Below are 13,278 nucleotides of genomic sequence, written 5' to 3' on the forward strand. Positions count from 1 at the left end.
GCACAGGTGCCCGCCGCAGCAGCGGCGATGAAGGACACCGGGTCCTCAGACAGACCCCGTCCCATCGTCGACAGCCGCACGGGCACCTGCTGCAATTCACCCAGCAGACCCCGCGGGTCGACCCACTCGATGTCATGGCGAGCAAGCTCGGGCAGCTGGGAATCGACCGTGTCGATGACCGCACGCGGATCGGCACCATCAGCGCCGATCGCCGCCGTCACCTCCTCGTCGCTCAGCTGTGTGAGATCCGGCAGCGGGACGAGGCAGCCGGGGTTGGCCGTCATTCCGACAGCGGTGAGTGTGTGATGGGAGATGCCGTAGTGGCGGCCGCGGGCGTCCGCATTCGACATGCGCGCCACGGCGATCGGCAGCCCGCCGAGGAACGCTGCGGCATTGAGATGATCGGCGACCATCATGCCGGTGAACCCGTACGGGGTGCCGGTGCCGAGGTTGCCCGGGCCCTGGGAGACGATGACGACATCGGCGCGGGCCACCTCGGCGGCGGCCAGCAGCGCCGAATGGATCGTCACCGCCTCATAGTCCCCGCCGTAGGCCTGCCCGACTGAGATCGTGGCAGCCAGCCAGCCGCGCTCACGCAGCTCAGCGACCGAGCGGGAGAACGACAGCGGCAGGGCAGCCCCGTCGGTCATGACATAGGCGACCCGCGCCTCGGGCGCGGTGGCCTGGATGCCGGCGAGGATCGCTGGCAGCGCCGAGTGCAGATCGGCGACGATGACCGGCAGGCCGGAAAGCGAGGCGGTGTCGCGGATCGTGGTGTGGTGCTCGGATTCCTGGTCGTCGACGCCAAGCACCATCGTCTGCAGCGGCGTGTAGCGGTCCTTGACCATGTGGCCTGGCTGCGGCGGGGGATCGGCCGGCAGGTTCTCCGGCAGGGCGACGATGAGCCCGAAACCGCCGGTGCCCAGCCTGCGGGCCAGCGCCGAGACGTTGACGAGCACCCGGTCACCGGCCGCCGGTATGCCAACGATGTCGGTGTAGGCGATTGCGCTGATGACCTGGTCGCCGTCCTCGAGGCCGGGCAGCGGTGCGGTGAGTTCGACACGGGTCTGGTGGACGCCCGGCCAGGTCTTGGTGACCTCGCAGACGGTTCCTTCACGCCAATGGATCATGTGCTTAACCGTACCGGGCAAACGTAGTAGCTTAGAAGCGTGAACCAGATACGCCAGGCCACCGAGCGGCTGCTCAACCTGCTCATCGCCCTGCGTGCCGCCTCCGGCTGGGTCGATCGCGACACGCTGCGGCGCAAGATCAGCGGCTATCACGACCTGAGCGACGAGGCCTTCGACCGGATGTTCTCCCGCGACAAGGACGCGCTGCGCGAGCTGGGGATCGAGATCTCGACGACGAACTGGACCGACATCGGCTCGACCGACACCGTCTACGGCTACCGGATCACCAACGAGGACTACGAGCTGCCGGCCATCGACTTCACCCCTGCCGAAGCCGCTGCGCTGTCGGTCGCTGCCGACTGGTGGCGCTCCTCACCGGCGGCCGGGCAGGCCGAACGCGCCCGCTACAAGCTCACCGGCCTCGGCACCGAGCTCAGTCAGCCGGCCACCGGCCCCGAGGCGTCGGTCACCCCGTCCCCGGAGTTCTGGCCCGGGGATGTCGCCACCGCCATCAGCGTCACAAGCGAACGCCTGCCGGTGCGCTTCTCCTACCGCAAGACCAGCGGCGAGACCGCCACTCGCACCCTGGAGCCCTATGCGCTGCTGACCCGCGGCAACCGCGTCTACCTCATGGGCCGCGATGTCGACCGGAAGGCAGTGCGCACCTTCCGGCTCTCACGCATCATGGGCCGGATCCGCAAGGCCCCCAGGCGCACTGCCGGGGACTACGAGATCCCAGCCGGCTTCGACGCCGCCGCCCACTTCGACCCCGGCCCGGAGGCCGGCACCCGCAGGCAGGCGGTCATCGCGATCGCCCCGGGCCGGGCCGAACCGCTGCGCCGCGAAGGCACCCACACCGGCACCACCGCCCGCGGCTGGGACACCTTCAGCCTGGAGTACGAAGACGAGGAGCTGTGCGCGACGACACTGGCCGAGTTCGGCCCCAGCGTGCGGGTCATGAGCCCGCGCGAGCTCGCCGCAGCCCACCGCGTGCATGTGCAGGCGACGATCTCGGCACTCACCGGAATGGTCTCCGGTGAGTCCGGCCCGGGTTCGCCCGCCGGCGCAGGGGAGGAGGATGACAATGGCGCAGACGACACCTGACCGGCTCAGCAGGCTGCTCGGCCTGGTCCCGTACCTGACGGCGAATCCGGGTGCTGAGCTTCATGAGGTGGCCGAGGCATTCGGCTGCACTCGCGAGGAGCTCATCGACGACCTGGAGCTGCTCTTCGTCTCCGGCCGGCCCGGGCACATGCCCGATGACCTCATCGAAGCCAGCTGGGAGGACGACCGCATCTACGTCTCCAACGCCGAGGAGGTCTCCGTCCCGGTGCGCCTCTCACGCGCCGAAGCCGGCACCCTGACACTGGCACTCGAGACGATCCTCGCCCTCGATCCGCCCGATGCCGAGGCGGTGGAGAGCGCGAAGGACAAGCTCGCAGCCGCAGCCAGCCTGGGGGAGTCCGGGCAGCGCTTCGACATCGTGCTCCCACCGGTCGACCCGCAGGTCAAACGCGTCGTCGAGGACGCCCTGGCCAGCGGCGACGACCTGCAGCTGTCCTACTATGTGCCCAGCCGCGATGAACTCACCGAACGGGTCGTCGACCCGTTGACGCTGAGGCTGTCGGGCCGCTGGTACCTCGAAGCCCACTGCCACACCGCCGGCGGGCTGCGCAGCTTCGCCCTCGACAACATCCGCCGCATCCGCCCGGTGCCCGCCCAGGAGCACGCGTCTCCGGCAGACCCTGCCGATGCCACCGCCCCCGAGGCGGAGGGAACCTCGCGCACACAGCCGGCCGGCGCCTCGGGCACGGTGACGATGTCGCTCACGAGCACCGGTGCCCGCTTGGTGGAGGACTTGCCGGTCCAGACACGGTATGACACTCATGGTCCAGGCACGGTGACGATCACCCTGCCGGTCTACGACCAGGCTTGGCTGGTGCGCTGGCTGCTCGCCCACGGCAGGCATGTCATCGCCCTCGACCCGGTCGATGCCGCCTATGAGGCGCTGCGGCAGTCGGAGGCCGCGTACGAGGAGATCAGCTCGCCGCCGCACCGCGCTGCCGGGTAGTGCACAATCCGGCGGTGTGAAGCACCCGGCCGGAAGGACTACAATTGAGGCAGTCATTGCAAAGGAGACTCCATGCGCCCGACCCCTGTTCACTTTCTCATCCTCGTGCTTGTCATCATCGTCATCTTCGGTGCTGCCAAGCTGCCGATGGTGGCCAAGAACCTCGGCAAGTCGATGAAGGTGTTCAAATCCGAGGTCAAGGACCTCCGCGACGATGACAGCGCCGATGACGAGGCCAAGGAGATCACTGACGCGCAGCGCCGCGCCGACACCGGTGGCTCCCACCGGGCCGAGAGGACTGCAGAGGAGCGCATCGGCGAACCCCGCACCGAAGGTGAGCCGCGGCACGACGACCGCCTCTGAGGCCGTCGGTGGCGAAACTTCCCAGACGTCTGCCCCGACGTCAGAACCCCGAGAAGCGGATGTCCCTGGGCGGGCATCTCCTCGAGCTCCGCAATCGGGTCATCATCTGCCTCATCGGTCTGCTGATCGGCGGGATCGTCGGCTGGATCCTCTACGACCCGGTCCTCGACATCCTGCAGACCCCGATCCGGCAGGTCGCCGAACAGGACGGCCGTGACGCGACCCTGAACTTCGCTGGCGTCGCCTCCCCGTTCGATCTCAAGATCAAGGTCTCGCTGTTCCTCGGCATCATCCTCACCACCCCGCTGTGGCTCTACCAGCTGTGGGCGTTCATCATGCCCGGGCTGACGAAGAAGGAGAAGCTCTACGCACTCGGCTTCCTCGCCGCAGCCGTCCCGCTGTTCTTCGCAGGCGCAGCCCTGGCGTTCTTCGCCCTGCCCAATGCGGTGCGCGCACTCATGACGTTCACGCCGATGGGCGCGTCGAACTTCGTGCCCGCGCAGGATTACTTCTCCTTCGTCATGCTCATCATCGTCGTCTTCGGCATCGCCTTCGTGCTGCCGGTGCTCATGGTCGGGCTCAACCTCGTCGGGATCCTGTCGGCTGACACGATCCGCCGCTCGTGGCGGTGGATCGTCGTGCTCGTCTTCGCCTTCGCGGCGATCGCAACCCCATCACCGGATGCGCTGTCGATGTTCTTCCTCGTCATCCCGATGATGCTGATGTTCTTCCTTGCCTGGGTCATCTGCCTGCTCAATGACCGCAAACGCAAGAAGCGGATGATCGCCGAGGGCACCTGGGTCGACCCGGCGGAACTCGACGAGGTCTGAGCTGCTCGTCCGGCTGCCCGGCACCGTCCTGAGCCCCCAGATTGCGGGCGAGCCTGCACCAGCCGGGCCGCTTCTGAAGCGGTAGACTGGTGAGATATGGAGCTCTCACCTGCCGAAGCCTATGCCGCTCACCAGCGACGCGTGAAAGAGGCAGGCTCACCGCTTGGCCGCTATGCCGCTGAACTCGACTACGAGCTCGATGACTTCCAGCAGACCGCCTGCCTGTCGCTGCAGGCCGGCAAGTCCGTGCTCGTGGCAGCCCCGACCGGGGCCGGCAAGACCGTCGTCGCCCAGTTCGCTGTGCGGCTGGCCTTCGAACGCGGTGTGCGCGCCTTTTACACCACCCCGATCAAAGCGCTGAGCAACCAGAAGTTCCAGGAGCTGTGCGAGGAGTACGGCGAGGACAACGTCGGACTGCTCACCGGAGACACGACAATCCGCCGCGACGCCAAGGTCATCGTCATGACCACCGAGGTGCTGCGCAACATGATCTACTCCGGCACCGACCTGTCGAAGCTCGGCTTCGTCGTCCTCGACGAGGTCCACTACCTCGGCGACAGGTTCCGCGGGCCGGTGTGGGAAGAGGTCATCATCCACCTGCCGATGCACGTGGCACTCGTGAGCCTGTCGGCGACCGTGTCGAACGCCGAGGAGTTCGGCGACTGGCTGGCCGAGGTGCGCGGCGACACCGACGTCATCGTCTCCGAACACCGGCCGGTGCCGCTGTACAACCATGTCGCTGTCGGCACGAATCTCTACCCGCTCTTCGCCCCGGGCAAGAAGAACGCGCACAAGCTCAACCGCGACCTGACGTATGCGACCCAGAAGTTCACTCGCCGGCCCACCAGCCGCCGAGATCGCCGCAACCCTCGGCAGATGCGCTTCCGCCGACCGTCGCGCACCTCGCTCATCAGCGAACTGCTGCATGAGCGGCTCCTGCCGGCGATCTACTTCATCTTCTCCCGCAGCGCCTGTGATGACGCCGTCGAACAGTGCCTGGCCGCCGGTCTCGACCTCACCACCTCGACGCAGAAGCGCCACATCCGCGCCCGGCTCGAGGACCTGCAGGACGAACTGGCCCAAGAGGATCTCGGCGTGCTCGGCTTCCACAGCTTCGCCACCGGCATGATCCACGGGTTCGCCGCCCACCACGCCGGGCTCATCCCGCAGTTCAAGGAGCTCGTCGAGGAGCTCTTCGCCGCCGGGCACCTGCACGTCGTCTTCGCCACCGAAACGCTGGCACTGGGCATCAACATGCCCGCCCGCACCGTGGTGCTGGAGAAGCTGACGAAGTTCAACGGCGAGTCCCATGTCCAGATCACACCAGGCGAGTACACCCAGCTGACCGGCCGGGCCGGGCGGCGCGGCATCGACATCGAAGGCCATGCCGTGGTCGTGTGGCATCCGACGATCGAGCCCGAGGAGATCCAGTCGCTGGCCTCGAAGCGCACCTATGCGCTGCGCAGCCAGTTCACCCCGACGTACAACATGGCTGCCAACCTGCTGGCCCGGATGACCAAGGACGATGCCGCGAAGGTGCTGGAGACTTCGTTCGCGCAGTTCCAGGCCGACCGCGGTGTGGTGGGTCTGGCGAAGAAGCTGCGCCGCAATGAAGAGGCCATGGCCGGCTACGAACGGTCGATGGAGTGCGAGGCCGGGGACTTCATGTCCTATGCGCAGCTGCGCCGGACGCTGTCGACGATGGAGAAGAAGGCCAGCCGGTACCGTTCGAAAGTCAAGCAGCGTGACGTCGTCGAATCGCTGGCCGGACTGCAACCCGGTGACGTCATCGTGCTGCCGTCGCACAAGTTCTCCGAACCGGCTGTTGTCATCCAGGAGATGCAGAGCCAGGACGGCACGTCCCGGCTGCCGACGATCCTCACAAGCTTCGGCAAGGTCTGGCATCTGCGCCCGCACGAGGTGACCGAACCGGCTCAGCTGCTGGGCCACATCCGCATGCCTCGGAAGTTCAACCACCGGCAGGTCGCCGCCCGCCGGCAGGTCATCGAGACGATGGAGGCGGCTTTCGACCGCGGCCAGCTGACCTCACCGAAGGGCAAGCACAAGACCAAGCACCGTCCGCAGCGCAGCGGTGAGGCTGAGATCGACGAGGTCCGCCAGCAGCTGCGCGCTCACCCGTGCCATTCCTGCCCGGAGCGGGAGAACCATGCTCGCTGGGCCGAGCGGCTGTTCAAGCTGCAGCAGGAGACCGCTCAGCTGCGCAAGCAGATCTCCGGGCGCACCTCTTCGATTGCCCACGTCTTCGACCGGGTGTGCTCGGTGCTCACCGCGCTGCATTTCCTGCCCGATGACTCGCGGATACTGCGCCGCATCTACGGTGAGCGCGATCTGCTCGCGGCGATGAGCGTGCGCGCAGGCCTGTGGGATGAGCTGACCGAACCCGAGGCGGCAGGCCTGGCCTCAGCACTGTGCTACCAGTCCCGGCGCGAAGGCGGCTGGGGGATGCCCCCGATGCCGACCGCCGGCCTGCACGACGCTGCCGGCGAGCTGCGCGGGCTGTGGGCTGACCTGTTCCGGCTTGAGACTGACTTCCGGCTGCCGCCGACACCCGAACCTGACTTCGGGCTCGTGCAGGCGATCTTCCGCTGGACGGAGGGCAAGAACCTCAGCGGCGCGCTGGCCGGCAGCGATGTCGCAGCCGGTGACTTCGTGCGCTGGGCCAAGCAGACCCTCGACATGCTCGGCCAGATCGCCGATGTCTGTCCACCGGCGGTCGAACCGACCGTGCGCCGGGCTGCCGATGCGATCCGCCGCGGCGTCGTCGCCGACTCCTGATATGACAGCGCCGCCTCACCCTTCGGCGAAGCGGCGCTGTGCTGTCAGGCTGGGGTTCAGCGTCCCCGTGCGCGCTTGACGACGGTTTCGATGTCCGAGCCGAACGTCGACTCTGTCGTGAGGTACGTCCACGTCGATGACGGGCGCTTCATGCCGTGGGAGGGCAGGTCGATGCCGTCTGCGGTGATCTCAGCATCCTCCAGCGCCTCGGTCGCGGCGTCGAGGACATCGGGCCAGAAGGTGTCGAAGGCCTGGATCGATTCGGTGTTGAATGCCTCATGCGGGCGCTCCTTGGCCAGGGTGCGCAGGTGGATGCCCTCGCGCAGGTCGTTGAGGTAGGCCAGGTGCTCGACCCACCGCTGGTCGAGCTGGAAGAGCAGCACATCGCGCAGTGCGTCGTTGACGATCTCGCTGCCGAGCCTCTCATCCCAGGCCTCGGTCTGCTCCGGCAGCCGCTCACGCAGCTCGTCGGCACCCGAATGCTCCTTGCGGATCCGGTCGCGCTTGCCGAGCACGATCTCGCGCTGCTGCTTCATCAGCTGGTTGAACCGCCACGTATCGCGGTGCACGGCGGTGTTGTGGCCTTCCGACATGCGCTGGGCGTGTTCGACGAGCTGGGCTGCGCGCCGGTTGGCGATGTGGCCGGTCTCATCGCCTTCCTCGACGAAGCGCTTGGCCTCGGGCACCCGGCTCATGAGCTCGTCCTCAAGGCTGGTGAAGAACACCGAGGAGCCCGGATCGCCCTGCCGGCCGGCGCGTCCGCGCAGCTGGTCGTCCAGTCGCGAGGACGGGTAGCGTCCAGCGCCGATGACGAGCAGACCGCCGGCTTCGACGGCCTTCTCATCGGCTAGCCGGATATCGGTGCCGCGACCGGCCATCTGGGTGGACACGGTCACCGCTCCGCTGCGGCCGGCCTCGGCGATGATCTCGGCTTCGCGGGAGTCGTCCTTGGCGTTGAGCACCTGGCAGGAGATCCCGCGTTCGCGCAGCCGCTCGGCGAGGCTTTCGGATTCGGCGACTGAGCGGGTGCCGATGAGGATCGGCCGGCCGTTGGCGTGCTGTTCGTCGACTTCCTCGACGATCGCACGCTCCTTGGATTCCTGGAAGGTGTAGAGCCGGTCGGGTTCGTCTTCGCGGATGACCTTCTCATGCGGTTCGACCGGGACGATCTCCAGGTCGTAGAACTCGCGCAGGTCATCTCCGACCGCCAGGGCGGTGCCGGTCATCCCGCAGACGGTCTCGTAGCCGCGGATGAATTCCTCGACGGTCATCTGGTCGAGGATCTCACCGGATTCGGTGGTCTTGAGCTTCTCCTTGGCCTCGACGGCCGCCTGCAGGCCATCGGGCCAGCGTTGCAGATCGGCGACACGTCCGCGGGAGCCGGAGATGAGCTTCACCTGACCGTCGACGATGAGATAGTCGACATCGCGCTTGACGAGCGCCTCGGCGTAGAGGGCGAGGTTGATGGCCGCCAGCGTCTGGGCGTCCTCGCCGAAGAGGTCGGCGTCGAGGAGCTCTTCGATGTGGTCGACGCCGGCGTCGGTGAGGGAGACGGCCTGCTTGTCGTCGCTGACCTCGTAGTGGAGACCGGGTTCGAGGTTCGTCACGAGGGCGGCGATCTTCTCATCGGCGTCCTGCACCTCGGTTGAGCCGGCGAGCACGAGGGGCACGCGGGCCTCGTCGATGAGCACCGAATCGGCTTCGTCGACGATGACGACGTCGCGGCTGGGCACGCGGATCTCATCGTCATCGACGATGAACCGGTCGCGCAGGACGTCGAACCCGATCTCCGTGACCGCCCCGTAGACGACTTCGGCGCGGTAGGATCGGCGGCGTGTGCCATCGCTGTCAGCTTCTGAGATGCTGGCCGATTCGACGCCGAGGAGGTCGAACAGCGGCTTCATCCAGTTGCGGTCGCGCACGGCGAGGTAGTCGTTGACGGACACGACGTGCACGGTGCGGCCCTGCAGCGCGTAGCCGGCAGCGGCCATCGCACCGACGAGCGTCTTGCCCTCACCGGTGAGCATCTGCACGATCGAGCCGTCAAGCAGGCCGATGAGTCCCTGGATCTGGGAATTGTAGGGCCGCTCGTCGAGTGCCCGGTCGGCGGCTTCGCGCACGAGGGATGCGTACTGGCGCAGCTGCTCCTGCCGCGATCCGGAGGTGAAGATGTCAGCGGCCTTCACCGCGATGTCCTCATCGCTGAGTTCGGCGTACTCCTCGGCCAGGGTGTCGATCTGCGGCCAGGCCTTCTCGAGCCAGCCGATGCTCTTGTCTGCTTGGGCACCGGGTCGGTTGAGCAGGCGGGAGAGGAATCCCATGTGTCACGTCCTCAGAATCGTCTCGGGGAGGGGCGCCGCTGCCGGCGCCGCGGGTTCGTGCTGTGGAAAGTCTACGTGCTCAGTTCCCGAACACGGCTCAGCTGCGCAGCTGCGGTGTTTCGAACGGCCATTCGCGGCTGACGGTGATGCTCTGATCGCCGCGTTTGCGGCGCAGGTAGCTTTCGAAGCTCGCTGATTGATCCCGCTTCCAGGCGATCTGGGCGGCGTGGATCTCCGCGGCGCTGAGCGTGCCGATCGTCTCCGGGTGGGCTGAGGCGATCCGCAGCGCGATCTCGACGGTGGCCAGCGCATCGGCGGTCGCGTCGTGGGCGTTGTCGAGCTCGACGTTCCAGTGCTCGGCCAAGGCGGTGAGGACGCGCGAGCCGCGCCGGTAGGGGTCGACCTGTTTGTCGATGACGAAGGTGTCGATAACCGGCGGGCACAGCTGGGAGGCACGCTGCCGGCTGCCCAGCCGGATCGTCTCGGCTTCGAGGATCGTCAGATCGTAGACGATGTTGTGCCCGACGAGGATCCCGCCGTCATCGCGGATGCGTGAGAACCATTCGAGCAGTTCCGGCAGCACCTCTGCCAGCGGCCGGCCGTGGGCGCGCACGTGGTCGGTGGAGATGCCGTGGACTCCGGCAGCTGCAGCGGGGATCTCGACCCCGGCGTCTGCCAGCCATTCGAGCCGGCTGGTCTCAACCCCGTCGCGGAACTCGCAGAGTGCGGCGGTGACGATGCGGGCGGTGTGCGGGTTGGTGCCGGTCGTCTCCAGATCGAAGCCCCACACCGGCGACCGGGTCCAGCCCGATGTCAGCTGCGCAGGTTCCGGTGCAGGGAACAGGGCACCCTGATCCGCTGAGGCGGCCGGATCGTCTGCCTCCAGTAAGGCTGGTTCGGCTGTTGCCGGCGTGGCCGGGGCAGAACCGGGTGCCGCGGATGGAACGAGCACGGCGATGAGGCGTTCGGCGCTGCGCTCGAAACCGTGTTCGCCGGCCAGCTCGCGCAGGGTCGCGGCATCCCGCTTCTCCTCTGCGGTCTCGACTGCCGCGAGGAACGCAGCGACGTCGAGGTCGTCAGCACACGTCATCACCTGATGTCCGCGGCGGACCGCCTCGGCGGAGGCGACGATGTTCTCCTGGCGCTTGGGGCTCAGGCCGTGGTCCTTCTGCCCGGCCTGCGCTGCGGCGATGACAGCATCGAGGCTGCCGTAGCCGGCGATGAGCTTAGCGGCGGTCTTCTCGCCGATGCCCGGCACGCCGGGCAGCCCGTCGGACGGGTCGCCGCGCAGCGCGGCCAGCGCCCGGTAGGACGGGCCATCGGGCACACCGTAGAGCTCCGGCAGGTCTGCTGCCCGGACGTGCTCCCAAGCCCCGCCCTTCTTCGGCCGGCACACGGTCACCCGCCCGGCGTCATCGAGCAGGGCGAGCAGATCACGGTCGGGGGAGACGATGACGACCGGTTCGGCGGTCGCGGCGATGAGCGAGGCGATGACGTCATCGGCCTCGGTGCCCGCCACCTCGGCGACGGGAATGCCTGCGGCGATGAGGCAGGAGCGCAGCAGCGGCAGCTGCGCCTCGAGATCCGGCGGGGTCTCCGTGCCGGCCTCCTGGTCGACGATGCGCTGGGCCTTGTACTCCGGGACGATCGCGGTGCGGAAGGCCGGCCGCCAGTCGGCGTCCATAGTGGCGACGATCCGGGTCGAGGACCAGTTCTCGGACAGCTGGGCGATCGTGTCGAGGACGCCGCGCACGGCGTTGACCGGGAAGCCCCCCGGTGAGCGGATCGTGTCCGGCAGCGCGTAGAACGCCCGGTAGTACAGGGCCGGTGTGTCGAGGATGATGAGTGGAGCCTTCACACGCCTCACTCTATCCCGGCAGCCGGTCTGCGGCAGGCGGCAAGGGCAGCGGCCCGGTGTCGTGACACAATGGCGGCGTGACTGACTCGACGATCCTGTACAACGCTGATGTCTACTCCAGCGCCGATCCCTTCGCGACCGCCATCATGTTCACCGGTGACACCGTCGCCTGGGTCGGTTCGGATGAGGCCGCCTGCGCCTTCGAGGGCGCGCACCACGATCTCGCCGGGGCCTTCGTCACCCCGGGTCTCGTCGCCGCGGCCGTCGACCTGCGTCCGGAGGCTGCCCGGCCGGCGCCCAGCGGCGATCAACTCCTGGCCCGAGGTGTGACCGCCGCCCATCTCATCGGCACCTCTGAGCAGCTGGAGGAGTTCGCCAGTTCCGCTCCCGAGGCGCTGGTCACGACTGCCTATCAGCTCGGGGGAGCAGGGGAGGGCTTCGGTGCTCTGCCCGCCAGTGCGCTCGACGCCGATGCTCTGCCGGATGGGGCGCAGTTCGTGCTCATCGACAGTGCAGCCGATCTCACTGCGGTCCTGGGTCTCCTCGACGACACCGGCGTGCGCGCCCATCTGCAGCGCAACGCCTGGCGGCTGCTCATCAACGTCGCCGTCCCATCCGAGGCGATCGATGCGCTGGCCCAGTCCGGCCTCGGCATCACCGTCGACCCGCTGGGACACCGCCAGCCGCTGGCCCAGCTGCTGGCCGCCGGCGCCCAGGTGAGCTTCGCGCTCACGGCAGAGAACCCCTGGCAGACCCTGCGGGCAGCCGTGTACGACTCCGCTGACGGTGTCTCGGCCCGGGCGGCATTCAACGCCGTCACCCGCTTCGGCTACCGGGCACTGGGCAGCTTCGACGGGGGAGTGCTGGCGCCCGGGGCTGCGGCCACCGCGTGCGTGTGGTCCGTTGAGAGCCTGCTGGTGCAGGCAGCCGATTCGCGCGTGGCCGCCTGGAGCACCGATCCGCGCTCGGGCACACCCGGGCTGCCCGACCTCAGCTCCGATGCAGCACTGCCGCAGCTGCTGAGGGTCTGGGCCAACGGCACAGCAGTGACGTCCTGAACGCCTGCCCGAACCACTCGGGGCGTGTTGCCCTGATGAGTCGCGCACCAATCTCCTCTAGGGTGTAACCGTGCATATGTCTACACTGATCGTCATCCCGACGTACAACGAGCTCGATTCGCTGCCGGTGACCCTGGCAGCGATCCACACCTACGCTCCACACGTCGATGTCCTCATCGCCGATGACAACTCTCCAGATGGCACCGGCCGCTGGGCTGATGAGCGCGCAGCAGAGGACCCGCGCGTCAACGTCCTGCACCGCAAGGAGAAGGCCGGGCTCGGCCCGGCATATGTGGCCGGCTTCCAGTGGGCACTCGAACGCGACTATGAGGTCATCTGCGAGATGGACGCCGATGGCTCCCATCGCGGCAAGGACTTGCCGCTGCTGCTTGATGCGGTGGCCGGCGGGGCAGATCTGGCGATCGGCTCACGCTGGGTTCCCGGTGGTGCCGTGGTCAACTGGCCGCGCAACCGGCATGTGCTCTCCCGTGGGGCGAACATCTACGTCGATGCGCTCATGGGCATGGGCGTCAAGGACGCCACTGCAGGCTTCCGCGCCTATCGCCGCGAGACCCTGGCACAGCTCGATCTCGCCGAGATCGCCTCACAGGGCTACTGCTTCCAGATTGATATGACCAAACGCGTCCACGAGGCCGGCCTGAGGATCGTCGAGGTGCCGATCGTGTTCGTCGAACGCGAGCTCGGGGAGTCGAAGATGCACGGCAGCATCATCCGCGAGGCCGTCGGCCGGGTCGCCCAGTGGGGTGCCCAGCGCCGCCTCACCCAGGCACGCCACCTCGTCGGCAGAGTCAACGGGCGCGCGGCCTGAGACGCACACAGAAAGAGGGCGG

The 13,278-nt window shown here is 67.8% G+C and carries 10 protein-coding genes; 7 read left to right on the forward strand and 3 right to left on the reverse strand.

Translation table 11 applies throughout. The features are described from left to right. On the reverse strand, positions 1–1,130 hold a 1,130-nt coding region (locus tag M3C25_RS12185; protein ID WP_259856948.1), incomplete at its 3' end, for a DUF3866 family protein. A 39-nt stretch (positions 1,131–1,169) separates the two neighbouring features. Between M3C25_RS12185 and M3C25_RS12190 the strand changes: the two genes are divergently transcribed. The 5 genes from M3C25_RS12190 to M3C25_RS12210 all read left to right on the forward strand — a co-directional run bounded on the left by M3C25_RS12190 (position 1,170) and on the right by M3C25_RS12210 (position 7,190). Then, positions 1,170–2,234, forward strand: coding sequence for a helix-turn-helix transcriptional regulator (locus tag M3C25_RS12190; protein WP_259856950.1), 1,065 nt, complete (start codon positions 1,170–1,172; stop codon positions 2,232–2,234). Continuing rightward, positions 2,215–3,201 (forward strand): helix-turn-helix transcriptional regulator, encoded by a 987-nt coding sequence (locus M3C25_RS12195; protein ID WP_259856952.1) that lies wholly within the window; start codon positions 2,215–2,217, stop codon positions 3,199–3,201. Before M3C25_RS12190 ends, M3C25_RS12195 begins: the two co-directional genes overlap by 20 nt. A 72-nt stretch (positions 3,202–3,273) precedes the next feature. After that, positions 3,274–3,564 (forward strand): Sec-independent protein translocase subunit TatA, encoded by a 291-nt coding sequence (gene tatA / locus M3C25_RS12200; protein WP_102160070.1) that lies wholly within the window; start codon positions 3,274–3,276, stop codon positions 3,562–3,564. A gap of 8 nt (positions 3,565–3,572) precedes the next feature. Then, positions 3,573–4,394 carry a twin-arginine translocase subunit TatC gene (gene tatC / locus M3C25_RS12205; protein WP_311200221.1) on the forward strand — a complete coding sequence of 274 codons (822 nt, stop codon included), beginning with the start codon at positions 3,573–3,575 and terminating at the stop codon, positions 4,392–4,394. A 96-nt stretch (positions 4,395–4,490) separates the two neighbouring features. Continuing rightward, on the forward strand, positions 4,491–7,190 hold the full coding sequence (locus M3C25_RS12210; protein ID WP_259856958.1) for a DEAD/DEAH box helicase: 2,700 nt from the start codon (positions 4,491–4,493) through the stop codon (positions 7,188–7,190). A gap of 56 nt (positions 7,191–7,246) precedes the next feature. On the opposite strand, the gene secA2 is transcribed toward M3C25_RS12210, so the two are convergent. Both secA2 and M3C25_RS12220 read right to left on the reverse strand, forming a co-directional pair. Then, a complete protein-coding gene (secA2, locus tag M3C25_RS12215) occupies positions 7,247–9,511 on the reverse strand; it encodes an accessory Sec system translocase SecA2 (RefSeq protein WP_259856960.1) in 2,265 nt (754 codons plus the stop codon). 97 nt (positions 9,512–9,608) lie between these two features. Then, positions 9,609–11,369, reverse strand: a complete 1,761-nt coding sequence (locus M3C25_RS12220) for a 5'-3' exonuclease H3TH domain-containing protein (RefSeq protein WP_259856962.1) — start codon at positions 11,367–11,369, stop codon at positions 9,609–9,611. A gap of 77 nt (positions 11,370–11,446) precedes the next feature. On the opposite strand from M3C25_RS12220, the gene M3C25_RS12225 reads away from it, so the two are divergent. Further along, positions 11,447–12,427: an amidohydrolase family protein gene (locus M3C25_RS12225; RefSeq protein ID WP_259856963.1), complete on the forward strand. Its 981-nt coding sequence runs from the start codon at positions 11,447–11,449 to the stop codon at positions 12,425–12,427. Between the two features lie 76 nt (positions 12,428–12,503). Further along, positions 12,504–13,256, forward strand: coding sequence for a polyprenol monophosphomannose synthase (locus M3C25_RS12230; RefSeq protein WP_259800534.1), 753 nt, complete (start codon positions 12,504–12,506; stop codon positions 13,254–13,256). Positions 13,257–13,278: the final 22 nt, after the last annotated feature.

It is taken from the genome of Brevibacterium luteolum (assembly GCF_025147615.1).
Taxonomy (GTDB): domain Bacteria; phylum Actinomycetota; class Actinomycetes; order Actinomycetales; family Brevibacteriaceae; genus Brevibacterium; species Brevibacterium luteolum.